The organism is Azospira sp. I09 (genome assembly GCF_009177135.1).
GTDB lineage: Bacteria > Pseudomonadota > Gammaproteobacteria > Burkholderiales > Rhodocyclaceae > Azospira > Azospira oryzae.
This window is the reverse complement of record NZ_AP021844.1, coordinates 2,478,795-2,502,987: the sequence shown is the minus strand read 5'-3', so window position 1 is coordinate 2,502,987 and position 24,193 is coordinate 2,478,795. Positions and strand designations below refer to the sequence as shown.

At 66.9% G+C, this 24,193-nt stretch carries 19 protein-coding genes; 12 read left to right on the top strand and 7 right to left on the bottom strand.

All coding sequences use genetic code 11. The features are described 5' to 3' along the window. Positions 1–196: 196 nt before the first annotated feature. Together AZSP09_RS11715 and AZSP09_RS19975 are read right to left on the bottom strand one after the other, a co-directional pair. Positions 197–1,813 (bottom strand): ABC-F family ATPase, encoded by a 1,617-nt coding sequence (locus AZSP09_RS11715; protein WP_014235863.1) that lies wholly within the window; start codon positions 1,811–1,813, stop codon positions 197–199. A 130-nt stretch (positions 1,814–1,943) separates the two neighbouring features. Further along, positions 1,944–2,105 (bottom strand): hypothetical protein, encoded by a 162-nt coding sequence (locus AZSP09_RS19975; protein WP_014235862.1) that lies wholly within the window; start codon positions 2,103–2,105, stop codon positions 1,944–1,946. A gap of 212 nt (positions 2,106–2,317) precedes the next feature. Between AZSP09_RS19975 and AZSP09_RS11710 the strand changes: the two genes are divergently transcribed. Next, entirely contained in the window at positions 2,318–3,529 is a 1,212-nt protein-coding gene (locus AZSP09_RS11710) for an Eco57I restriction-modification methylase domain-containing protein (protein WP_014235861.1), read from the top strand. A gap of 1 nt (position 3,530) precedes the next feature. Then, complete coding sequence (locus tag AZSP09_RS11705) at positions 3,531–3,863, top strand: hypothetical protein (protein ID WP_152090136.1); 333 nt, start codon at positions 3,531–3,533, stop codon at positions 3,861–3,863. A gap of 23 nt (positions 3,864–3,886) precedes the next feature. Here AZSP09_RS11705 and AZSP09_RS11700 read toward each other — a convergent pair whose 3' ends face one another. Continuing rightward, entirely contained in the window at positions 3,887–6,748 is a 2,862-nt protein-coding gene (locus AZSP09_RS11700; protein ID WP_152090135.1) for an EAL domain-containing protein, read from the bottom strand. After that, positions 6,745–7,743, bottom strand: coding sequence for an ABC transporter substrate-binding protein (locus AZSP09_RS11695; RefSeq protein ID WP_152090134.1), 999 nt, complete (start codon positions 7,741–7,743; stop codon positions 6,745–6,747). The genes AZSP09_RS11700 and AZSP09_RS11695 overlap by 4 nt, the downstream gene beginning before the upstream one ends. A gap of 173 nt (positions 7,744–7,916) precedes the next feature. Between AZSP09_RS11695 and gshA the strand changes: the two genes are divergently transcribed. The 9 genes from gshA to AZSP09_RS11650 all read left to right on the top strand — a co-directional run bounded on the left by gshA (position 7,917) and on the right by AZSP09_RS11650 (position 17,463). After that, positions 7,917–9,197 carry a glutamate--cysteine ligase gene (gene gshA, locus AZSP09_RS11690; protein WP_014235857.1) on the top strand — a complete coding sequence of 427 codons (1,281 nt, stop codon included), beginning with the start codon at positions 7,917–7,919 and terminating at the stop codon, positions 9,195–9,197. 94 nt (positions 9,198–9,291) lie between these two features. Next, positions 9,292–10,239, top strand: a complete 948-nt coding sequence (gene gshB, locus AZSP09_RS11685) for a glutathione synthase (protein WP_152090133.1) — start codon at positions 9,292–9,294, stop codon at positions 10,237–10,239. Beyond that, on the top strand, positions 10,227–11,267 hold the full coding sequence (locus AZSP09_RS11680; RefSeq protein WP_152090132.1) for an FAD:protein FMN transferase: 1,041 nt from the start codon (positions 10,227–10,229) through the stop codon (positions 11,265–11,267). Before gshB ends, AZSP09_RS11680 begins: the two co-directional genes overlap by 13 nt. 199 nt (positions 11,268–11,466) lie before the next feature. Then, positions 11,467–11,859: a PTS sugar transporter subunit IIA gene (locus tag AZSP09_RS11675; protein WP_014235854.1), complete on the top strand. Its 393-nt coding sequence runs from the start codon at positions 11,467–11,469 to the stop codon at positions 11,857–11,859. Between the two features lie 29 nt (positions 11,860–11,888). Then, positions 11,889–12,167, top strand: coding sequence for an HPr family phosphocarrier protein (locus AZSP09_RS11670; RefSeq protein WP_014235853.1), 279 nt, complete (start codon positions 11,889–11,891; stop codon positions 12,165–12,167). Positions 12,168–12,255: 88 nt separating this feature from the next. After that, positions 12,256–13,995 carry a phosphoenolpyruvate--protein phosphotransferase gene (gene ptsP, locus AZSP09_RS11665; protein ID WP_014235852.1) on the top strand — a complete coding sequence of 580 codons (1,740 nt, stop codon included), beginning with the start codon at positions 12,256–12,258 and terminating at the stop codon, positions 13,993–13,995. A gap of 189 nt (positions 13,996–14,184) precedes the next feature. Continuing rightward, positions 14,185–15,312 (top strand): homoserine O-succinyltransferase MetX, encoded by a 1,128-nt coding sequence (gene metX, locus AZSP09_RS11660; RefSeq protein ID WP_014235851.1) that lies wholly within the window; start codon positions 14,185–14,187, stop codon positions 15,310–15,312. 10 nt (positions 15,313–15,322) lie between these two features. Beyond that, on the top strand, positions 15,323–15,919 hold the full coding sequence (metW, locus tag AZSP09_RS11655) for a methionine biosynthesis protein MetW (protein ID WP_152090131.1): 597 nt from the start codon (positions 15,323–15,325) through the stop codon (positions 15,917–15,919). Positions 15,920–15,921: 2 nt separating this feature from the next. After that, complete coding sequence (locus AZSP09_RS11650) at positions 15,922–17,463, top strand: AmpG family muropeptide MFS transporter (protein ID WP_014235849.1); 1,542 nt, start codon at positions 15,922–15,924, stop codon at positions 17,461–17,463. A gap of 15 nt (positions 17,464–17,478) precedes the next feature. On the opposite strand, the gene AZSP09_RS11645 is transcribed toward AZSP09_RS11650, so the two are convergent. The 3 genes from AZSP09_RS11645 to AZSP09_RS11635 form a co-directional block, all read right to left on the bottom strand. Then, positions 17,479–17,898: a secondary thiamine-phosphate synthase enzyme YjbQ gene (locus tag AZSP09_RS11645; RefSeq protein ID WP_152090130.1), complete on the bottom strand. Its 420-nt coding sequence runs from the start codon at positions 17,896–17,898 to the stop codon at positions 17,479–17,481. A 192-nt stretch (positions 17,899–18,090) separates the two neighbouring features. Continuing rightward, positions 18,091–21,969: a DUF3683 domain-containing protein gene (locus AZSP09_RS11640; protein WP_152090129.1), complete on the bottom strand. Its 3,879-nt coding sequence runs from the start codon at positions 21,967–21,969 to the stop codon at positions 18,091–18,093. Positions 21,970–22,062: 93 nt separating this feature from the next. Then, on the bottom strand, positions 22,063–22,491 hold the full coding sequence (locus AZSP09_RS11635) for a YqaA family protein (RefSeq protein ID WP_152090128.1): 429 nt from the start codon (positions 22,489–22,491) through the stop codon (positions 22,063–22,065). A 148-nt stretch (positions 22,492–22,639) separates the two neighbouring features. Here AZSP09_RS11635 and ilvA point away from each other — a divergent pair, with 148 nt between their 5' ends. Then, complete coding sequence (ilvA, locus tag AZSP09_RS11630; protein ID WP_152090127.1) at positions 22,640–24,151, top strand: threonine ammonia-lyase, biosynthetic; 1,512 nt, start codon at positions 22,640–22,642, stop codon at positions 24,149–24,151. Positions 24,152–24,193: the final 42 nt, after the last annotated feature.

Below are 24,193 nucleotides of genomic sequence, written 5' to 3'. Positions count from 1 at the left end.
GCGCCCGCTTACCCAGCGAAAAGGCGCGGCCGGGACCGCGCCTTTTTTGTCGCCTCCGGTTTGCCGCCGACGGTGCCGGAAGCGGCAGAAGTATCCCCTGGAAAGCAGAAGGGACGGGCATCCCCGGCATGGCCTGCCGGAGATGCCCGTCCCTTTTGGGGTTTGGGGCTGCTGTCGTTGACGCCTGGGCTGCCGCTTACTCGATGCCCTGGCTGGAGAGGTATTCCTCGTAGGTGCCCTTGTAGTCCACGATGCCGTCCGCCTTGATTTCGATGATGCGGGTGGCCAGGGAGGAGACGAATTCCCGGTCGTGGGAGACGAACACCAGGGTGCCCTTGAACAGGTCCAGGGCGGTGTTGAGGGATTCGATGGATTCCATGTCCAGGTGGTTGGTGGGCTCGTCCAGCAGCAGCACGTTGGAGTGCAGCAGCATCAGCTTGCCGAACAGCATGCGGCCCTGTTCGCCGCCGGAAATCACCTTCACCGACTTCTTCACCTCGTCGCCGGAGAACAGCAGTCGGCCCAGGGTGCCGCGGATCAGGGTTTCCACGTCGCCGCCCTCGTAGCCGCCCTGGCGCACGAATTCGGTGATCCAGTCGGTCAGGCTCTTGTCCTCGGCGAAGTCGCTGGCGTGGTCCTGGGCGTAGTAGCCGGGCTTGGCCTTCTCGGCCCACTTGATGGTGCCGTAGGAGGGCTGCAGCTGGCCCATCAGCAGCTTGAGGAAGGTTGTCTTGCCGACGCCGTTTTCGCCGATGACGGCGATCTTGTCGCCGGCCTCGATGTTGCAGGTGAAGTTCTTGAACAGGGGCTTGGCCGGGTCGTAGCCGAAGTTGAGATTCTCGATCTCCACCGCCAGACGGTGCAGCTTGTCCTTCTCGTCGAAGTCGAAGCGGATCCACGGGTACTGGCGGGAAGAGGGCTTCACGTCTTCCGGCTTGATCTTGTCGATCAGCTTGAGGCGGGAGGTGGCCTGCTTGGCCTTGGACTTGTTGGCGGAGAAGCGGCGCACGAATTCCTGCAGCTCGGCCACCCGTTCCTTGGCCTTGGCGTTGGCGTTCTGCTGGCGCTCACGGGCCTGGCTGGAGGCCTCCATGAAGTCGTCGTAGTTGCCCGGGTAGATGGTGATCTTGCCGTAGTCCAGATCCGCCATGTGGGTGCACACCTGGTTCAGGAAGTGGCGGTCGTGGGAGATGATCACCATGGTGGAGTTGCGCTCGTTGAGCACGTCTTCCAGCCAGCGGATGGTGTTGATGTCCAGGTTGTTGGTGGGTTCGTCCAGCAGCAGGATGTCCGGGTTGGCAAACAGGGCCTGGGCCAGCAGTACCCGCAGCTTCCAGCCCGGGGCGACTTCGCGCATGGGGCCGTTGTGCTTGTCCACCGGGATGCCTACGCCCAGGAGCAGTTCGCCGGCCCGGGATTCGGCGGTGTAGCCGTCGTACTCGGCGAACTTGCCTTCCAGCTCGGCCGCCTTCATGTAGTCCTCTTCCGTCGCTTCCGGATTGGCGTAGATGGCGTCCTTCTCGCTCATGCAGGCCCACATTTCCTCGTGGCCCATCAGCACCACGTCCAGCACCCGCATGTCCTCGTAGGCGAACTGGTCCTGCTTCAGGTAGGCCATGCGCTCATGCTTGTCCTTGGAGACATTGCCGCCGGAAGCTTCCAGGGCGCCGCAGAGGATCTTCATGAAGGTGGACTTGCCCGCCCCGTTGGCGCCGATGAGGCCGTAGCGGAAGCCTTCGCCGAACTTGACGTTGACGTTCTCGAACAGGGGTTTGGCCCCGAACTGCATGGTGATATTGGCGGCGACGAGCATGGACGATCCTGGAAAAACGAACTGCGACGAAAAGCGGGAACGGCGATAGCGGCGTAAAGCGCGACGAAAGCGGACGACGGAAAGACAGAGGGCGGCTTGTCGCCGCCCTCGTCAGGTAAGTCGCGGGGACTTACTTGGCGCCGAGGATCGGCTTGTTACGGGCGTGGCCTTCGGCGGCGTAGACGGCCTTGCGCACAGCCTTGGGGCTGTTGCGGAACAGGCGCTTGGCGGCCTTGGACAGGCAGCGGCGTTCCAGGGTGGAACGGCGGGTACGGTTGGCGGTAGCGGCCATGGTTTTCTCCGGTCAAGCAGGCTTGACTCAAATGGTTGGAAAAACAAGGTTAAACCGGCTCAGGCCAGCCTCGAAAAAACGGGTCTGAAATCCAGTCCGACCTAATGATCAAGATCAGGGGCGTGAATTTTAAAGGTTTTTTCCCGTTTTGGGCAGCTTTTACCCGGCGAAGGCAGCGAATGGGGCCCCTGCCATAGGGTAAACTGGCGCCCATGGCCGAATGCGCAGAACCCGTTGCCCCTCCCGTTGCCCTTGCCCACGACATCATCCGTCTGGGCCAGGTCTTCACCCCGCCCGACATTGTCACCCGCATGCTGGCCCTGCGCCGCAATGCGGGACGGGTGCTGGAGCCGGCCTGCGGCGACGGCGCCTTCCTGGCCCGCCTGCCGGGGGCCGTCGGCATCGAGGTGGACGGGCGCCATGCGCCGGCCGGGGCCACGGTCATGGATTTCTTCGCCTACCCGGTGAGCGAGCAGTTCCACACCATCATCGGCAATCCGCCCTACGTCCGCTTCCAGGACATTCCGGCCCCGACCCGGGCCCGCCTCAGCCTGGACCATTTCGACGGCCGCTCCAACCTCTACCTGTTTTTCATCGAAAAGTGCCTGCGCCACCTGGCGCCCGGCGGCGAGCTGATCTTCATCACGCCCCGGGATTTCCTCAAGGCCACCTCCGCCGTCGGCATGAACCGGCTGCTCCACGCCGCCGGCAGCATCACTGACTTCATCGACCTGGGCGACGCCCGGGTCTTCCCCGGGGCCACCCCCAACTGCGTCATCTGGCGCTTCGAGAAGGGCGACTTTTCCCGCCGCACCCGCTACGAGGCGGGGGGGCAGGTGGAAGAGCGCCATTTCCAGTGCAGCGGCGGCCACCTGGCCTTCACCCGGGAGCCTTGCCCGGTGCGCCTGCGGGACGTGTTCTACGTCAAGGTGGGCGCCGTTTCCGGGGCCGACGACCTGTACGCCTCGGCCGAGCACGGCAACCAGGATTTCGTCTGCGCCCGCACCGCCCGCACCGGCCAGACCCGCCGCATGATCTACGACGTGCGCCATCCCCTGCTCGAACCCCACCGGGAACGCCTGATCCAGCGCCGCATCCGCCGCTTCGACGAGAGCAACTGGTGGAAGTGGGGGCGCAGCTGCCACCTCAGCGACGGCCCGCGCATCTATGTGAACGGCAAGACCCGGGTGGACCGGCCCTTCTTCCTCCACCCCTGCCGCTATTACGACGGCGCCGTGCTGGCCCTCTTCCCCCACGACCCGACGGTGGATGTGCAGGTGTTGTGCGACATGCTCAACGCCGTGGACTGGGAAGCCCAGGGTTTCGTCTGCGACGGCCGCTTCCTCTTCGCCCAGCGGGCCCTGGAGCAGGCCCTGCTGCCCCAGGCCTTCGCCCCCTTCGCGCGGCGGCCCGGGGCCGCCTGAGATGGAGCTGCCGGGGCGGGCCCTGGCGCCCTACGTGCGGGTCATGCTGGGCCAGGCCGGGGAGCCGGCCGGCCAGTGCAGCGTCGAACGCACGCAATGGCTGGACCAGGGCGTCGAGGTGCGCCGGGAGGTGGCGACCTGGCAGTTCGCCGACGGCGCCGTGATCCGCCGCACGGTGGAGGAAGACGATTTCCCCGCCGCCCTGGCCTGTGCCGAATGCTGGATCACCTACGAAGTGCTGGCCAGCGCCCCTGAAAATCCCATCCATCCCGCCCGCCAGGTCTTCGAGAACGCCTGCCGGGAATCCTTCTGGCTGGCCTACCACTCCGCCTGAGCCGCTAGGCCGCGGCCAGGGTGTCAGGCCTTGCCGCGCAGGTAGGCCTCGCATTCCGCCGCCGGCATGGGGCGGGCGTAGAGGTAGCCCTGGACTTCGTCGCAGCCGGTGGCGCGCAGGGCGGCGGCCTGGGATTCGGTTTCGACCCCTTCGGCGATGGTCTTCAGCTTCAGGCTGGAGGCCATCTGCACCACGGCGCGGACGATGGCGGCGCTGTCGCCGTCGCTGGTGATGTCGCGCACGAAGCTCTGGTCGATCTTCAGCTTGTCCACCGTGAAGCGCTTCAGGTAGGCCAGGCTGGAATAGCCGGTGCCGAAATCGTCGATGGAGAGCAGCACACCCATGGCGTTCATGGCCTTGAGGGTGGCCAGGGTGGCCTCCGCATCCTGGATCAGGATGGATTCGGTCAGTTCCAGCTCCAGGCTGGCGGCGGGCAGGCTGGCGGCGCTGAGGGCGTCGCCGACGGTGATCAGCAGGTTGTCCCGGTGGAACTGCAGGGCCGACAGGTTCACCGCCATGGTCATGGGCGGCAGGCCGGCATCGAGCCAGGTCCGGGCCTGGCGACAGGCTTCCTGGATCACCCAGGCGCCCATGGGCACGATCAGGCCCGTCTCTTCCGCCAGGGGGATGAACTTGCCCGGGGGCACCAGGCCTTCCGGCGTGCGCCAGCGCAGCAGGGCCTCCACCCCCACCACCCGGCCGCTGGCCAGGTCCAGCTGGGGCTGGTAGTAGAGCACCAGCTCCTGCCGCTCCAGGGCCTGGTGCAGGCGTTGTTGCAGGGTCAGGCGTTCCAGGGTGCTGACGTTCATGGCCTCGGTGAAGAAGCGGTAGGCGTTGCGGCCGCTCTGCTTGGCGTGCACCAGGGCCGTGTCGGCCTTCTTCAGCAGGGTGTCGAAATCGCTGCCGTCGTCCGGGGCCAGGCTGATGCCGATGCTGCCGGTGATGCTCAGGGGGTGGCCGTCCACCTCGAAGGGGGTGGCCAGGGCGGCCAGCACCGTTTCGGCAGCCCGGGAGACCCGGGCCAGGTCCTGGGCCTGGGGCAGGACGATGAGGAATTCATCGCCGCCCTGGCGGCACAGGGTGCTGCTCTCCCGCAGGATGTTCTTCAGGCGCTTAACCACGGTGCGCAGCAGCTGGTCGCCGGCGTGGTGGCCGAGGGAGTCGTTGATGGTCTTGAAGTGGTCCAGGTCCAGCAGCAGCAAGGCCACCGGGTTGATGCCGCCGGCGCCCCGCTCCATGGCCGATTCCACCGCCTGTTCCAGGCGCAGGCGCAGCAGGTTGCGGTTGGGCAGGCCGGTCAGGTGGTCGTGCTGGGCGAGGAACTGCAGGCGTTCCTCCAGGGCCTTGCGGTCCGAGATGTCGGAGAAGACGGCGACATGGTTCACCACCCGGCCCTGGTCGTCCTTGACCACGTTGATGCGGGTCCACTTCGGGTAGATCTCGCCGCTCTTGCGCCGGTCGTAGATTTCGCCCTGCCAGTAGCCCTGGCTGTTGAGGGCCTCCCACATCTGGCGGTAGAAGGTCTTGTCGTGGTGGCCCGAGGAGAGCAGGCGGGGATTGCGCCCCAGCACCTCTTCGGCGCTGTAGCCGGTGGTTTCGCAGAAGGCCCGGTTCACCGAGCGGATGTTGTTGTCGGCGTCGGTGACGAGGAAGGCTTCGTTGGAGGTGTCGAACACCTTGGCCGCCAGGCGCAGTTCCTCTTCCTGGCGCTTGCGCTCGGTGATGTCCACCATCACCCCCACCAGGCCGGCAACCCGCCCTTCGGCGTCCATGAAGGTGGCCTTGTTGTAGATCACGTCGTGCTTGCTGCCGTCGGCGTAGCAGGCCTGGCTTTCGTAGACCTGCTTGCCCGGGTTGTCGAACAGCTGGCGGTCGGCGGCGGCATAGATGTCGGCCAGCTCCTGCGGCGCCAGGTCGTAGACGCTCTTGCCCAGCAGCTCGTGGCGTTCCTTGCCAAGGTAGGTGAGGAAGGCTTCGTTGCAACCCACGTAGCGGCCCTGGGCATCCTTGTAGAAAAGGGGGCTGGGAATGGCCTCGATCAGGGTGTGCATGAACTGCACGTGTTCCTGCAGCTGGGCGTCGGCCTGTTGCAGGGCGTCCTGCTTGCGCGCCAGGCTGGCGGCGGTTTCGTCGAACTGGCGCGCCAGGGTGGCGATTTCGTCGTCACCGGCCATGCCGATGCGTTCGTTCAGATGGCCCTCGCCCAGGCGCCGGGCGGCGGCGGAGATGCGCTGCAGGCGGCGGGTCACCCACAGGTCCAGCAGCAGGGACAGCAGCAGGGCGCCGAGCACGGCCAGGGCGCCGGTCTTCAGGGACTCCTCCACCGCTTCGCTGCGGGCGGCGGCCAGGGGCGCCGTCATGTCGAATTCGACGTACAGGGTACCGCGCTTGAGGCCGCGCAGGGAGCCGTGGGTGAGGTCGAGCACCAGGGGGAAGTAGCCGCTGAGCACGGTCCCCGCCTCGTTCAGCTCGATGCGGTGCTGGTCCCGGCCCATGGCCTCGTCCGCCTCCCGCGGCCGGTAGCCGCTGACCCGGGCCGCGTCCTGGCCCTGCCACAGGTAGCGGTTGGCGAAGATGACCTGGTGCTGTTCGTCGGCCAGGATCAGGGTGTTGATGCGGGGGTGCAGGGCGGTGGCCGAGAGGCGGGCCTTGGCCTGGGACAGGTTGTCCAGCACCAGGCGCTCGGAGAGGATGTCCTGCAGCTGGCGCATGAGGACGCCCACGGTTTCCCGGCTTTCCTGCTCGATGCGCTGGCTGGCGTGCTGGTACCAGTGCTGGGCGACGTAGAGGGAGGCCAGGATGGCGGACAGCAGCAGCACCACCGGCAGCAGCCGCTTCAGGCGGAAGGGGGCCGGCAGCTGGTGGATGGGGGGCACGGACTTCATGGCGCCAGCACCTCCGTCAGGTCCGCCGGCAGCAGGCGCAGGGGGGCGACCCCGTGGCTGAGCAGCTGGCGTTCCTGCATCAGGGTGGCCAGCCGTTGCAGGGGGGCGGCGATGGCCGGGGTGGTGCCGGTGAGCAGATTGAGGTTTTCCTGACGGTCGGGCAGGACCAGGCCGTCCAGGGCCTTGAGCAGTTCGGGACCGCTGCTCTGGGTGCGGCGCCCCAGGGCGGCGGCGACCTCGGCCGGTGCCGCCTTGAACTCGTCGAGGACGCGGAACCAGGCCTGGCTGAGGGTCTTCAGGGTCGCCCGGTGCTGCCGGTAGGCCTCCTCCCGCACCACCAGCAGGTCGAAGATCTCGCCCGGGGTCTGACGGCTGGAGAAGAGTTGGTGGGCGCCCATGGCCTGCAGGCGGGAGAGCACCGGTTCGAAGGTCACCACCGCATCCACGGCGCCGGCGATGTAGGCATTGATGTGGGTGTCCACCGTCAGGGGCACCACCGAGACGTCGGCCGGGGCCAGGCCACCCTGGGCCAGGGCCCGGGTCAGCATGTAGGCGCCCAGGGCCTGGTTTTCCACGCCGATGCGGCGCCCCTTGAGGTCCGCCAGGCGGCGGATGTCGGGGCGGGCCACCAGGGCGTCGCCGCCGTGGGAGATGTCCAGCACCAGGGCGACGCGCACCTCCACCTTGTCCGCCAGCAGGCTGAGGGCCTCGTCGCCGGTGAGGGCGGCGCCGTCCAGGGCGCCGTTGCGCAGGGCCCGCAGGACTTCGGAGGAGGAGGTCAGCTCGTACAGGCGGAGCGGTGCATCGCCCCAGTAGCCCCGTTCCCGGGCCAGGTGCAGGGGCTCGTAGCCGGGCCATTCGTTGCTGCCCAGGCGCAGGGGCGCCAGCTGTTGCCGGCGTCCGCAACCGGCGAGCAGCGCCGCACCGGCGGCCAGCAACAGGCGGCGGCGGGTGAGGTGGGGCAAGAGGCTGGCATGGGCGCTGGCGGAGGACATGGGCGGGGCCGGAAAATTACCATTTCATTATCTCATGAAATACCAGGCGTTCCCGGGACGGTGAGGCGGCCGGGGGACTAAGGGAAAGCCGTCGGGGCGGCGGGACGCCCCGTTTTGGTAACATAGGCCGTCTCAACCACAACGGCGTTCCGCCGACCCGGAGACAGCTCCCCATGGTTCCCCATCTCACCACCGCCCTCACCGGCCCCCTGCTGGACCTGGAAAAACGCTTCCTCGACGACAGTACCCGCATCGAACAATGGCTGCGCAGCCAGTGGCAGGAGCACACCCCGCCCTTCTACGGCTCGGTGGACCTGCGCAACAACGGCTTCAAGCTGGCCCCGGTGGATACCAATCTCTTCCCCGGCGGCTTCAACAACCTGAATCCGGCCTTCCTGCCCCTGTGCGTGCATGCCACCATGTCGGCCATCGAGAAAATCTGTCCCGATGCCCGCAACCTGCTGCTCATCCCCGAGAACCACACGCGCAACCAGTTCTACCTGATGAACGTGGCCCAGCTGGCCACCATCCTGCGCCAGACCGGCCTCAACGTGCGCATCGGCACCCTGCTGCCGGAGATCACCGAGCCCACCACCCTGGAACTGCCCAACGGCCACAGCCTGGTGCTGGAGCCCCTGGTGCGGACCCAGTACCGGCTCGGCCTGAAGGACTTCGATCCCTGCGCCATCCTGCTCAACAACGACCTTTCCGCCGGCGCCCCTGCCATCCTGCAGAACCTCAACGAGCAGTTCCTGCTGCCGCCCCTGCACGCCGGCTGGGCGGTGCGCCGCAAGTCCCACCACTTCGCCGCCTACGACCAGGTGGCCACCGACTTCGCCGCCCATCTGGGGCTGGACCCGTGGCGCATCAATCCCTATTTCGCCGTGTGCAACCAGATCAACTTCCATGAGCGCCAGGGCGAGGACTGCCTGGCCGCCCAGGTGGACATGCTGCTGGCCCGCATCCGCGAGAAGTACAAGGAATACGGCGTCACCGAGACGCCCTACGTGGTGGTCAAGGCCGATGCCGGCACCTACGGCATGGGCGTCATGACGGTGAAGGACGCCTCCGAGGTCACCGGCCTCAACCGCAAGCAGCGCAACAAGATGAGCGTGGTCAAGGAAGGCCTGGAAGTGTCCGAGGTGATCATCCAGGAAGGGGTGCATACCTTCGAGAGCATCAACGACGGCGTCGCCGAGCCGGTGGTGTACATGATCGACCGCTATGTGGTCGGCGGCTTCTACCGGGTGCACAGCGGTCGCGCCAAGGACGAAAACCTCAACGCCCCGGGCATGCACTTCGAGCCCCTGGCCTTTGAGACCTGCTGCAACCAGCCCGAGCACGCCCTGGCCCCGGATGCCCCGCCCAACCGCTTCTACGCCTACGGAGTGGTGGCCCGCCTGGCCCTGCTGGCAGCGTCCGTGGAACTGGAAAACACCGCGCCGGCGGCCTGATGTCCTTGTCCGGGGCGACGGCCGGGAACCATCCCGGCGTTTTCGCCTCTGTGACAGGGCTCGCTCCTGCCGCCCACCTCTTTCAGGACTTTCCATGCGCATTGCCTTCATCGTCGATCCCCTGGACCAGCTCAAGGCCTACAAGGATTCATCCGTGGCCATGATGCGGGCCGCAGAGCGCCACGGCCACGAGGCCTGGGCCCTGCAGGTGGACAGCTTGGCCTGGAGCCAGGAGGGCGGCGTGCGGGGCCAGGCCCTGCGCGTGCACACCCGGCCCGACGACCACGACTGGTACCGGGAGACGGGCCGGGAGAGCCTGGCCCTGAAGGATTTCGATGCGGTGGTGATGCGCAAGGACCCGCCCTTCGACGTCGAATACGTCACCGCCACCTGGCTGCTGGAGCGGGCCGAGGCCGAAGGGGCGCGCATTTTCAACAAGCCCCGGGCCCTGCGCGACCATTCGGAGAAGTTCGCCACCGCCGAATTCCCCCAGTTCACCGTGCCGGCCCTGGTGACCCGGGACAGCCATGCCCTGCAGGCCTTCATCGACACCCAGCGGGACGTGGTGATGAAGCCCCTGGACGGCATGGGCGGCAGCTCCATCTTCCGCGTCCATCGCAACGAGCCCAACCGCAACGTCATCATCGAGGTGCTGACCCAGCTGGGCCAGCGCACGGTCATGGCCCAGCGCTTCATTCCCGAGATCAGCCATGGCGACAAGCGCATCCTGCTGATCAACGGCAAGCCCGTGCCCTACGCCCTGGCCCGCATTCCCAAGGCCGGCGAGACCCGCGGCAACCTGGCCGTGGGCGGCACCGGCGTGGCCCAGGAGCTGTCGCCCCGAGACCGGCAGATCGCCGAGACCCTGGGCCCCGTCCTGGTGGCCCGGGGCCTGTTCCTGGTGGGCCTGGACGTGATCGGCGACTGGCTCACGGAAATCAACGTCACCAGCCCCACCTGCATGGTGGAGATCCAACAGCAGACCGGCTTCGATGTGGCCGGCGCCTTCATCACCGCCCTGGAGCACGCATGCGGTTCGTAGCACCCCTGTTCGTCGCCGTCCTGCTTTCCCTTCTTTCCGCTTGCAGCAAGGCCCCCCTGACCCAGCAGGAAGCCTACGTCTTCGGCACCCGGGTCGAGGTGCTGGTGGCCGGTACCCCGGAGCCCCAGGCGCGGGCGGCGGTGGGTGAAGTGCTGCAGGAATTCGACCGGCTGCACCGGGCCTACCACGCCTGGCAGCCGTCCGAGCTGACCGCCCTCAACGATGCCATCGCCGCCGGCAAGAGCCTCAAGGTCTCGGCCGAACTGCGCCAGCTGCTGCAGGATTCCCAGGCCATCGCCGCCCGGGGCCAGTGGCTGTTCGACCCGGCCATCGGCCGCCTGGTGGAGCTGTGGGGTTTCCACGCCGACGAGTTCAAGCCGGCCCTGCCCGATCCCAACCGGGCCTCCTTCCTCGCCGCCGCCCGCCCTTCCCTGCGGGACCTGAGCTTCAAGGGCGAGCGGGTGGCCTGCAGCAATCCCTCGGTGGCCATCGACCTGGGCGGCTATCTCAAGGGCGTGGCCCTGGACCGGGCCGCCGCCATCCTCAAGGCCCGGGGCATCCACAATGCCCTCATCAACATCGGCGGCAACGTGCTGGCCCTGGGCGAGAAGAACGGCGATCCCTGGCGGGTGGGCATCCAGCATCCGCGCCAGCCGGGCCCCATGGCCAGCCTGGAGCTGAAGGACGGCGAGGCGGTCGGTACCTCCGGCGACTACCAGCGCTATTTCGAGGTGGGCGGCCAGCGCTACAGCCACCTCATCGATCCGCGCCGGGGCTGGCCGGCCCAGGGCACCCAGACGGTGACCGTGCTCATCCCTCCCGGGCCCCAGGCCGGCACCCTTTCCGACGCCCTGTCCAAGCCCCTCTTCATCGCCGGCGCCGCCGACTGGCAGCGCCTGGCCCAGGCCACCGGCGTCAGCCAGGCCCTGCGGGTGGACGGCAGCGGCGCCATCCAGGTGACCAAAGGTCTGGCCGAGCGGCTGAAATGGGCAGACGGAGTGAAGCCGGCAACGGTAATATCTCCCTAGTTTTGCAGGGGAGAGGCCGCTCCGGCCCTGGCGGTCGCCGGGTGGGAAGCTGACCGCCGGCGGTTGCCGGCCGCCGGACCGCACCGGATAATCGTTCCAGCCGGGCATGCCGCCATTGCCGCGCCAGCTCTTCCTCTCCTTGTTGGCCTGCCCGTCTTCGGCGCCAGGCTTTGATTTCCAGGCAGGACCTTAAGCTAGAATGACAGTTGGCATCTTGATCATCGCCCACGGCGACATCGGCCCCGCCCTCATCGGCGCCGCTTCCCACGTCCTCGGCCGCAATCTGGCGGAGGAAAGGGTGGCCAGCCTGCGCGCCGGCCATGACGAGGCGCGGGAGGATTTCCTGGCCCAGGCCAAGGCCCGGGTGGCCGATCTCGACAGCGGCGACGGGGTACTGCTGCTGACCGACCTGTTCGGCGCCACTCCGGCCAACCTGTCCCGGGAGCTGCTGCAGCCGGGCCGGGTCGCCGGCGCCGCCGGGGTCAGCCTGCCCATGCTGCTGCGGGCCGTCAATTACCGTCAGCTGCCCCTGGAGGCACTGAGGGACAAGGCCCTCACCGCCGCCACCGAATGTTCCGCTCCCCTGCCCTGAGCCCGGGTGAGCCCTGAAAGGAGTAATGCATGAGCCAGACCTGCCGTGCCGATGCGGAAATCACCAACAAGCTGGGCCTGCACGCCCGGGCCTCGGCCAAGCTGACCCAGCTCGCCGGCCGCTTCAAGAGCGAGGTGTGGATGGAGCGCAACGGCCGCCGCATCAACGCCAAGAGCATCATGGGGGTGATGATGCTGGCCGCCGGCAAGGGTTCCACGGTCAGCGTCGAGACCAGCGGTCCGGATGCGGAGCAGGCCCTGCAGGAACTCCTGGCCCTGATTGCCGACAAATTCGGCGAAGGGGAGTGATTTCCGCCATGACGCCGGCACGGCGTCGCGGCCCCAAGCCAGTCCGCCCGCGGGCGGCATAAACAGAACAACACCTCGGGAGACCGACATGAGCTTCACCATCCACGGCCTTGGCGTTTCCGGCGGCATTGCCATCGGGGTGGCCCAGCTCATGTCCCACGCCACCCTGGAGGTGGCCCACCTGACCATCGGCCCGCGCATGGCCGACAAGGAAGTGCTGCGCTTCGAGGCCGCCATCCTGGCGGTGCAAGCCGAACTGGAACAGCTCAAGCTGGAAGCCAGCAAGGGCAACGCCCCGGCCGAGCTGCGGGCTTTCGTGGACCTGCACGGCATGATCCTGGCCGACCCGGAACTGTCGGAAGTGCCCAAGCAGATCATCCGGGAACGCCGCTGCAACGCCGAGTGGGCCGTGGTGCAGCAGATGGAGCGCCTGGTGGCCCAGTTCGACGCCATCGACGACGCCTACCTGCGAGAACGCAAGGCCGACGTGGTGCAGGTGGTGGAGCGGGTGGTCAAGGTGCTGATGGGCCATCCCGGCCGCTCCGCCCTGCGGGCGCGCAAGGGCGGCAAGGAGACGACGGACCAGATCATCGTCGCCCACGACCTTTCCCCCGCCGACACCATCGGCTTCAAGGAGCAGCGTTTCGCCTCCTTCATCACCGACGTGGGCGGCGCCACCTCCCACACCGCCATCCTGGCCCGCTCCATGGCTATCCCCTCCATCGTCGGCCTGCACCGGGCCCGGGACCTGATCCGGGACGGCGAACTGCTGATCATCGATGGCACTCGGGGCGTGGTCATCGTCAATCCGGACGAGCGGGTGCTGGAAGAGTACCGGCTGCGCAAGAGCGAACTGGAGCTGGAACGCTCCAAGTTGAAGCGCCTCAAGACCATGAAGGCCACCACCCTGGACGGGGTGGATGTGCTGATGTACGCCAACATCGAACTGCCGGAGGACGTGGAGGCGGCCCGCACCGCCGGTGCCGACGGCATCGGCCTGTTCCGCACCGAATTCCTTTTCCTCAACCGGGGCGATATGCCCACCGAGGACGAGCAGTTCGAGGCCTACCGCAAGGTGGTCAAGGGCATGGAAGGCAAGCCCGTGACCATCCGCACCTTCGACCTGGGGGCCGACAAGGCCCTGGACGCCATGGACCGGGTCAAGACCAACCCGGCCCTGGGCCTGCGCGCCATCCGCCTGCAGCTGGCCGAGCCGAAGATGTTCCGCACCCAGCTGCGGGCCATCCTGCGGGCCTCCAAGTACGGCAAGGTGAAAATCCTCATTCCCATGCTGGCCCACGCCCACGAGATCGACGCCACCCTGGCGGCGGTGCAGGCGGCCAAGCAGAGCCTGCGGGAGCAGAAGATCGGCTTCGACGAGGGCATCGAGGTGGGCGGCATGATCGAGATTCCCGCCGCCGCCCTGGCCATCGGCATGTTCCTGCGGCGCCTGGATTTCCTCTCCATCGGCACCAACGACCTGATCCAGTACGCCCTGGCCATCGACCGTTCCGACGAGACCGTCTCCCAGCTCTACGATCCCCTGCATCCGGCGGTGCTGATGCTGGTGGCCCACACCATCTACAGCGGCGAGAAGGCCGGCCTGCCGGTGTCCGTCTGCGGCGAGCTGGCCGGCGATCCGGCCATGACCCGGCTGTTGCTGGGCATGGGCCTGCGCGTCTTCTCCATGCATCCCTCCCAGATCCTGGAAGTGAAGCAGCACGTGCTGAAGAGCGAAGTGGCCGAGATCGCGCCCCAGGTGCGCAAGATCCTCCGCTACAGCGAGCCGGAGAAAATCCGCGAGCAGATCGACAAGCTCAATGCCTGAGCCCGGGGCGGACCGCGTTTGCGCTCCTCCGCCCCCTTGGTTATCATGTTCCACAGCGCCGATTTGAAATCCGTCAGCTTGCGGGCGCTTAATAAATACGGCTAAAGCGAGGACCGATGCCCAGTCCGAGCCGAGCCAATCTCGATTCTCCGACTGGGCGTCTTGTTTTTTGGTGATTGAAATCCTGCGATGTCAGACAAGCATTCCGTCGGTGTGGTGAGTCCCCAGCGGGCCCATTTCGCCGAACCCATCCAGCTGGCCAGCGGCGCCACCCTGGCCGCCTACGACCTGGTCTATGAGACCTACGGCCGCCTCAACGCCGACCGTTCCAATGCCGTGCTGGTGTGCCATGCCCTCTCCGGCAGCCACCACGTGGCCGGCCACTACGCCGACAACCCGAAGAACGTGGGCTGGTGGGATAACCTGGTGGGCCCGGGCAAGCCCCTGGATACCGACAAGTTCTTCGTCGTCGGGGTGAACAACCTGGGCGGCTGTTACGGCTCCACCGGCCCCGGCTCCATCAACCCGGCCACGGGCAAGCCCTACGGCGCCGACTTCCCGGTGGTGACGGTGGAGGACTGGGTCGAGTCCCAGGCCCGCCTTGCCGACCGCCTCGGCATCAACCAGTGGGCCGCCATCATCGGCGGCAGCCTGGGCGGCATGCAGGCCCTGCAGTGGAGCCTGGAATACCCGGAGCGGGTGCGCCACGCCCTGGTCATCGCCTCCGCCCCCAAGCTCACCGCCCAGAACATCGCCTTCAACGAGGTGGCCCGCCAGGCCATCCTCACCGACCCGGACTTCCACGGCGGCAACTACTACGAGCACGGCGTGGTGCCGGCCCGGGGCCTGCGCCTGGCGCGCATGGTGGGTCATATCACCTATCTTTCCGACGACCAGATGGGGGAGAAATTCGGCCGCCAGCTGCGGGAAGGGGTGCTCAAGTACAACTACGACGTGGATTTCGAGATCGAGTCCTACCTGCGCTACCAGGGGGACAAGTTCGCCGGCTTCTTCGACGCCAACACCTATCTCATCACCACCAAGGCCCTGGACTACTTCGATCCGGCCCGGGATTTCGGCGGCGACCTGAAGGCGGCCCTGGCCCGGGCCTCGGCCAAGTTCCTGCTGGTCTCCTTCACCACCGACTGGCGTTTCGCGCCGGAGCGCAGCCGGGAGATGGTGTATGCCCTGCTGCACAACAACCGGGAAGTCTCCTACGCCGAGATCGACTGCAACGCCGGCCACGACTCCTTCCTCCTGGACGACGCCCAGTACCATGCGGTGATGGGCGCCTACCTGCACAACATCGCCGTCTGAGAGAGCCGCCATGACCAACAATTCTCTCGACCGTTTCGACTTCGATGTCATCGCCAAGTGGATCGCCCCCGGCGAACGGGTGCTGGACCTGGGCTGCGGCGACGGCAGCCTGCTCAAGTTCCTGGCCCAGGTCCGCAATGCCCACGGCTACGGCGTGGATATCGATCCGGCCAACGTCCTGGCCTGCGTGCGCAACGGCGTCAATGTCATTCAGAGCAACCTGGAGCAGGGCCTGGCCGGCTTCGAGGACGGTTTCTTCGACCACGCCATCATGTCCCTCTCCCTGCAGACCGTGCACCGCACCGTACCCCTGCTGGAAGAGCTGCTGCGGGTGGGCCGGGAGGCGGTGGTTTCCTTCCCCAACTTCGGCTACTGGCTGCACCGCCAGGCCATCCTCAACGGCCGCATGCCGGTCTCCAAGGACCTGCCCTACCAGTGGTACGACTCCCCCAACGTGCGCTTCTTCACCATCGCCGACTTCCAGGCCCTGTGTGAGGAAAAGGGCATCGCCATGCGGGAGCTGAAGGCTTTCGACGAAGGCAAGGAAGTGACGGAAGATCCCAACTTCCTCGCCAGCCTGGCCATCTGCCGCCTGGGCCGGGACTGAGCGTGGCCGAGGCCGCGGTCCTTTCCGCCGGCGCCCGTCTGGGCCGGGCCTGGCGCCTGGCCGCCATCCTGGTGCTGGGCTTCGCCTCCGGCCTGCCCCTGGCCCTCACCGGGCAGGCCATGCAGGCCTGGCTGACGGTGGACGGCATCGACCTAGCCACCATCGGCTTCTTCGGCCTGGTGGGCATTCCCTACACCTTCAAGTTTCTCTGGGCGCCCCTCATGGACCGCTTCGAGCCGCCCTTCCTGGGCCGGCGCCGGGGCTGGCTGGTGCTCACCCAACTGGCCCTGGGCGGGCTGCTGTGGCTGATGTCCGGCCTGTCGCCGGCGACGGCGCCCCAGCTGTTCGCCCTGGCGGCCCTGGCGGTAGCGTTCCTGGCCGCTTCCCAGGACGTGGTGGTGGACGCCTACCGTACCGACCTGCTGCCCGAGGCCGAACGGGGTCTCGGCGCCTCGGTGCATGTCTTCGCCTACCGCCTAGCCATGATCCTTTCCGGCGGCATCAGCCTCATCTGGGCCGGCCAGTGGCAGTCCTGGCCCCGGGTGTACGCGGTGATGGCGGCCATCATGGTGGGTTGCGCCGCCTTCTCCCTGCTGGCCGTGCCCCGGGTCAGCAGCGCCAACAAGCCCCTGGCCTCGGACCCGAAAAAGGAACTGCTGGGCTTTGCCGCCATGCTGGCCGGCGTCGTCGCCGGCTATGTCGTGGCTCGCCAGGCCCTGGTGGTGCTGGGCCTCAATCCGGACGATGCCAACAAGTGGGTGCAGCTGTTGTTCGTCCTGGCCGAGATTGCCGCCGCCCTGCCCCTGGCCTGGTGGTGTTCCCGCAAGGCCGGCTTCGAGACCCTCAACCAGTCCCTCGCCAGCTACTTCGCCCAGAGCGGTGCCGGAGCCTTCCTCCTGCTGATCGTGCTGTACAAGCTGGGGGACGCCTTCGCCGGCAGCCTGACCACGCCCTTCCTGATCAAGGGCATGGGCTTCCTGCAGGAAGAGGTGGGCATCGCCAACAAGGTCATCGGCATCTGGCTGACCATCCTGGGAGCCTTCATCGGCGGCCTCATCATGACCCGCCTGGCCCTTTACCGCTCCCTTCTGTTTTTCGGCGTGCTGCAGCTGGTTTCCAACTTCGGCTTCTACCTGCTGGCCCTGCTCGGCAAGGGGGCCTGGGGGGCGGTGATGGTGCCGGCCTTCGACTGGGGCATCGTTTCCTTGCATACCCCGGCCAGCCTGGACTGGCTGCTGCTGACGGTAATCGCTGGGGAGAACATCAGCGGCGGCATGGGTACCGTTGCCTTCGTCGCCCTGCTCATGGGGCTTTGCAACCATCGCTTCTCCGCCACCCACTATGCCCTGCTCTCGGCTTTCGCGGCGGTGGGGCGCATCTATGTCAGTCCCCTCTCCGGTGTGCTTTCCGAATCCATCGGCTGGCCCGCCTTCTTCCTCTTCTCGATCCTGGTGGCCGTACCCGGCGTCTTCATGGTGTGGTGGATGCGGCGGCCCCTGCAGGCCCTGGGAGCCCCGGCCAGCGCCGGCGCCGCCGACGACTGAGGGTCGCCGCCGGATTCAGTCGCCGAGCAGATGCAGCACCACCTCCCGGGAATGGCCCCGGTGGCGGTGTTCGTAGAGATAGAGCCCCTGCCAGGTACCCAGCAGCAGGCGGCCGTCGCTGACGGGGATGCCGAGGGAGGTCTGGGTCAGGGCGGCGCGGATGTGGGCCGGCATGTCGTCCGGCCCTTCCAGGTCATGCTCGAAGGCCGGGTCCCCATCTTGTACCAGCTTGGCGAAGAAGCGCTCCAGATCCCGCTGTACGGAGGGATCGGCGTTTTCCTGGATGAGCAGGGAAGCGGAGGTGTGGCGGCAGAAAACGGTGAGCAGGCCCTGGTGGAGGCCGCTGGCGGCGACGAAGTCGCGGGCTTGTCGGGTGAATTCGTGAAGCCCCCGGCCCCGGGTTGCGATGTGGATGCTTGCCAGGGCTTGGGGCACGGCGCGGGCCTGTCTCAGAGACAGAGATAGACGGCGAAAGCCAGTCCCATCAGGGTCAGAGGCAGGGCCGGCGCCAGGACGAGAGCGGTGTTGATTTCCTTGGCGCTCATGATGATGAAACCTCCTGTATGCAACGACTCCATGCTAGCAGGGGGCTTCATCAACATCAGTGAGCGTTTGTGACAGTGGGGCTTACAGCAGCACCCGCTCGATGCCGCCGCTGTTGGCCTTCTGCACGTACTGGGCCATCCAGTTCTCGCCCAGCAGGGTCTTGGCCATTTCCACCACGATGTAGTCGGCCTGGATGTCGGCATCCGGCTCGTAGCGGGACAGGCCCTGGAGGCAGGAAGGGCAGGAGGTGAGGATCTTCACCTGGTCCTGGACGCCAAAGTCCTGGCGCAGCTTGGTGGCGCCCTTCTCGATCTCCTCCTGCTTGCGGAAGCGCACCTGGGTGGAGATGTCGGGACGGGACAGGGCGAAGGAGCCGGACTCGCCGCAGCAGCGGTCGTTGAGGTCCACGCGCTGGCCCATCAGGTCGTTCACCACCTTGATGCCGGAGTAGGTCTTCATCGGCGTATGGCAGGGCTCGTGGTACATGTACTGGGTGCCCTTGACGCCTTCCAGCTTGACGCCCTTTTCCAGCAGGTACTCGTGGATGTCCAGCAGGCGGCAGCCGGGGAAGATTTTCTCGAATTCATACTTCTGCAGCTGGTCCATGCAGGTGCCGCAGGAGACGATCACCGTCTTGATGTCCAGGTAATTGAGGGTGGTGGACACCCGGTGGAACAGCACCCGGTTGTCGGTGATGATCTTCTGGCCCTTGTCCTCCTCGCCGGCGGCATTCTGCGGGTAGCCACAGCACAGGTAACCCGGGGGCAGCACGGTGACGGCGCCGGTCTCGTAGAGCATGGCCTGGGTGGCCAGACCCACCTGGGAGAAGAGGCGCTCGGAGCCGCAGCCGGGGAAGTAGAAGACCGCGTCCGAATCCTCGGTGGCCTTCTGCGGGTCCCGGATCACCGGCACCACGTGGTCGTCCTCGATGTCCAGCAGGGCCCGGGAAGTGCGCTTGGGCAGGTTGCCCGGCATGGGCTTGTTGATGAAATGGATCACCTGGGCCTTCACCGAGGGCCGGCCCAGGGTGGCGGGCGGGTGCTGCACGATGCCCTGGGTCAGGCCGAAGGTCTTGGCCAGCTTCACGCCCAGGCGCTGCAGCTTGTAGCCCCAGCCGATCATCATGGTGCGGGCCAGCTTGATGGTGGCCGGATCCTTCATGGTGAGGAACCACATGGTGGCGGCCTTGCCCGGGTCCAGCTTCTTCTTGCCCTGCTTGCGCAGGAAGTTGCGCATGGCTACCGAGACGTCGCCGAAGTCGATATCCACCGGGCAGGGTTTGACGCAGCGGTGGCAGACCGTGCAGTGGTCGGCCACGTCGTTGAATTCGTCGAAGTGCTGCAGGGAAATGCCGCGGCGGGTCTGCTCCTCGTAGAGGAAGGCCTCGATCAGCAGGGAGGTGCCGAGAATCTTGTTGCGCGGGGAATAGAGCAGGTTGGCCCGGGGCACGTGGGTGGAGCACACCGGCTTGCACTTGCCGCAGCGCAGGCAGTCCTTGATGGAGTCGGCGATCTTGCCGATCTCGGACTGCTCCATGATCAGGGACTCGGCCCCGAGCAGGGAGAAGGAGGGCGTATAGGCGTTGTGCAGGTCGCCGCCGGGCATCAGCTTGCCCTTGTTGAAGCGGCCTTCCGGGTCCACCTTCTCCTTGTAGGCGCGGAAGGGGCCGATTTCCTCGTCCGTCAGGAATTCCAGCTTGGTGATGCCGATGCCGTGCTCACCGGAGATGACGCCGTCCAGGGAGCGGGCCAGGTGCATGATGCGTTCCACCGCCTTGTTGGCGGTCTGCAGCATCTCGTAGTGGTCCGAATTCACCGGGATGTTGGTGTGCACGTTGCCGTCGCCGGCGTGCATGTGCAGGGCCACGAAGACACGGCCGCGCAGCACTTCCTTCTGCACGGCGGCCATCTTCTCGGAGAGGGGCCGGTAGGTGGCGCCGTTGAAGATGTTGTCCAGGGGCTCCTTCAGCTCCTTCTTCCAGGAGGCGCGCACGGAGTAGTCCTGCAGGCGGTGGAAGAGGGTCGGGTTGGCGGCCCGGTTGGTCAGCTCGCCAGCCACCACGCCGAATTCGGCGAAGCGCTGCTCGGCCTCGGCCAGGGGCAGGTCCAGGTTGTCCAGCAGCCACTGCCAGCGGGCCCGCACGTCGCTGATGTGCTCCAGGGCCCGCTCGCGGCGGTCCTCGATGAGCACGTCCTTGTCCAGCTTGGTGTCGGCGCTGTTGACCGGCAGATCGCCCTTGAAGAATTCGGTCAGGGCATCGCACAGGTCCAGCTTGTTCTGCAGGGACAGTTCGATGTTGATGCGCTCGATGCCGTCGCAGTAGTCGCCCATGCGCGGCAGGGGGATCACCACGTCCTCGTTCACCTTGAAGGCGTTGGTGTGCTTGGAGATGGCGGCGGTGCGGGAACGGTCCAGCCAGAACTTCTTGCGGGTTTCCGGAGTGATGGCGATGAAGCCTTCGGCGCCGCGCACATTGGTCATCTTGACCACGTCGGAGGCGGCCTGCATCACCGCATTCTCGTCGTGGCCGACGATGTCGCCGATCAGTACCATCTTCGGCCGGCCGTGGCGCTTGGCCTTGGTGGCGTAGCCGACGGCCTTCACATAGCGTTCGTCCAGATGCTCCAGGCCGGCCAGCTGCACGCCGGCCTTGTGGCCTTCGCCACCCGGCTTGAAGTAGTCGGTGATCTCGACAATGGAGGGCACGGCCTCCCGCACCTGGCCGAAGAATTCCAGGCAGACGGTGCGGGTGACCGGGGGCATCTTGTGCAGCACCCAGCGGGCGGCGACGATGATGCCGTCGGTGCCTTCCTTCTGTACTCCGGGCACACCGCCGAGGAACTTGTCGGTGACGTCCTTGCCCAGGCCGGTCTTGCGGCAGGCCGCGCCGGGCAGGGTCAGCACTTCTTCGGAGAGCAGCTTGTAGCTCCTGGCGTCGAAGCGCTTGAGGCGGAATTCCACCTTCTCCTGCTCGTGGATCTTGCCGAAGTTGTGGTTGAGGCGCTCCACCTCCAGCCAGTTGCCGTCCGGCGTCACCATCTTCCACCAGGCCAGGTTGTCCAGGGCGGTGCCCCACAGCACGGCCTTCTTGCCGCCGGCGTTCATGGCGATATTGCCGCCGATGCAGGAGGCGCTGGCAGAGGTGGGGTCCACGGCGAAGACGCGGCCGGCGGCCGAGGCGGCTTCGGAGACCCGGTCGGTAACCACGCCGACGCTGGTGCGGATGGTGGCGTAGGGCTTGTCGTGGCCGGGCAGGACGATCTCTTCCACCGGGCCGATGTCGATCAGCTTCTCGGTGTTGATGACCACGGACAGGGGCGACAGGGGCACGGCGCCGCCGGTGTAGCCGGTGCCGCCCCCCCGGGGAATGATGGTCAGGCCCAGCTCGATGCAGCCGCGCACCAGGGGACCGATTTCCTCTTCCGTATCCGGGTAGAGGACGACGAAGGGGTATTCGACGCGCCAGTCGGTGGCGTCCGTCACATGGGAGACCCGGGCTAGGCCGTCGAAGGCCACGTTGTCCTTGCGGGTGTGGCGGGTCAGGGTCTTCAGCACCTTCCGGCGCAGCATGAGGGTGTCGATGAAGCGCTGTTCGAAGCGGTCCACCGCCTTGTGGGCGGCTTCCACCAGCTGGGCCACCTTGCGGCTGCGTTCCGGGTCCTCGCCGGCGGATTCGCTGCGGCGCTTTTCCACTTCCGCCAGGCGGTGGCGCAGGGCCTGCACCAGGGCCTCGCGGCGGCTGGGGGTGGCCAGCAGGTCGTCTTCCAGGTAGGGGTTGCGCTGCACCACCCAGATGTCGCCCAGCACCTCGTACAGCATGCGGGCGGAGCGGCCGGTGACGCGCTCGGCGCGGAGTTCGTCCAGCACCCGCCACATGTCCTCGCCCAGCAGGCGGATGACGATCTCCCGGTCGGAGAAGGAGGTGTAGTTGTAGGGGATTTCGCGCAGACGTGCAGTCATCGGACGGGGGCGGCCAGGGCCGTGTCTTTCAAAAGGTGAATTTTAACGTATTGCGGTGCATCAGGCAGAACCGGGTCCTGCCCGGACCGCCCTTCATGACGCCAGCAGTGCCAGTCCCTGGGCCACGACCCAGTAGCGGGCCAGCTTGCCGGCGGCCATGAACAGGGTGCAGGGCAGCCAGGGTAGCCGCAGCCAGCCGGCCGCCACACAGAGGGCGTCACCGACAAGGGGAGCCCAGGCCAGCAACAGGCTGGGGCTGCCAAAGCGGCGCACCTGGGCCAGGTGCGGCAACCGGTGCAGGCTTCGCTCCGGCAGTAGGCGTCCGGCCCCATAAGACGTCAATCCGCCCAAAGTGTTCCCCAGGGTGGCCCAGAAAAGTGCGGCGGGCACTTCTGCCGGGTGGGCCAGGAGAAAGGCGGCAAGGGCGGCCTCCGAGCCGCCGGGCAGCAGGGTGGCGGCAAGAAAGCTGGCGATGAAAAGGCCGCCCAGGCCGGCGGCAGGATCGGCAAACCAGTCAGGCATGAAGAGACAAAGTTGGTTTAAAAACTAGGTAGGCGTTGGGCTTCAATGGACCACCATTATCCTGGATTTCAGGTAGTCCCTTCATGGACTTGCCCCCACCCGGGGGGTACACTGCCGTGCTTTACGCCCTCGGCATCCGACCTTCCCCATGCAGCACGACTATCTGACCAAAATCCTCAACGCCCGGGTCTATGAGGCCGCCGTTGAGACTCCCCTGGAACTGGCGCCCAATCTCTCCCACCGGCTCGGCAACCGCTTCTATTTCAAGCGCGAGGACATGCAGCCGGTGTTTTCCTTCAAGCTGCGCGGCGCCTACAACAAGATTGCCCACCTCACCCCGGCCCAGCTGCAGCGCGGCGTCATCTGCGCCTCCGCCGGCAACCACGCCCAGGGCGTAGCCCTTTCCGCCGCCAAGATCGGCTGCCGGGCGGTCATTGTCATGCCCACCACCACGCCCCAGATCAAGGTCCAGGCCGTGGCTTCCCGGGGCGGCGAGGTGGTGCTGGCCGGCGAGTCCTACGACGAGGCCTATGCCCATGCGGTGGAGCTGGAGAAGGCCGAGAAGCTGACTTTCGTGCACCCCTTCGACGACCCCTACGTCATCGCCGGCCAGGGCACCATCGGCATGGAAATCCTGCGCCAGCACGGCAAGCCGATCCACGCCGTGTTCGTGGCCATCGGCGGCGGCGGCCTGGCGGCCGGCGTGGCCGCCTACATCAAGGCGGTGCGGCCGGAGATCAAGGTCATCGGCGTGGAAACCTTCGACGCCGACGCCATGAAACAGTCCATCGCCGCCGGCAAGCGGGTGCGCCTGGACAGCGTGGGCCTCTTCGCCGACGGCACGGCGGTGAAGTTCGTCGGCGAGGAAACCTTCCGGGTCTGCCGCGAATACCTGGACGACATCATCCTGGTGGATACGGACGCCATCTGCGCCGCCATCAAGGACGTCTTCGAGGACACCCGCTCCATCCTGGAGCCCTCCGGCGCCCTGGCCATCGCCGGCGCCAAGGAATACGCCAAGCAGCACAAGCTGAAGGACAAGTCCCTGGTGGCCGTGGCCTCCGGCGCCAATACCAATTTCGACCGCCTGCGCTTCGTCGCCGAGCGGGCCGAGGTGGGCGAGCAGCGGGAGGCGGTGCTGGCCGTGACCCTGCCGGAGAAGCCCGGCGCCTACAAGCGCTTCGTCTCCCTCATCGGCAGCCGCAACATCACCGAATTCAACTACCGCTTCCACGAGGCGCGGGAAGCCCACGTCTTCGTCGGCGTGCAGGTGGCCAACCGGGCCGAATCCACCAAGCTGGTGGAGAGCCTGAAAAAGCACGGCTACGCCACCCTGGACCTGACCGACGACGAAATGGGCAAGCTGCACGTGCGCCACATGGTCGGCGGCCATGCGCCCCAGGTGGAGAACGAGCTGCTGTACCGCTTCGAGTTCCCGGAACGGCCCGGCGCCCTGATGAACTTCCTCAACCGCATGAGCTCCGGCTGGAACATCAGCCTCTTCCACTACCGCAACCACGGCGCCGACTACGGCCGGGTGCTGGTGGGCATGCAGGTGCCGCCGGCGGAGATGGGCGAGTTCCAGACATTCCTCCAGGAGCTGGGCTACCACCACTGGGACGAGACGGCCAACCCGGCCTACAAGCTCTTCCTCGGCTGAGGTCGCCGGGGCGGCGGCGCCGGAGGGGCGCCCCGTCCCCGC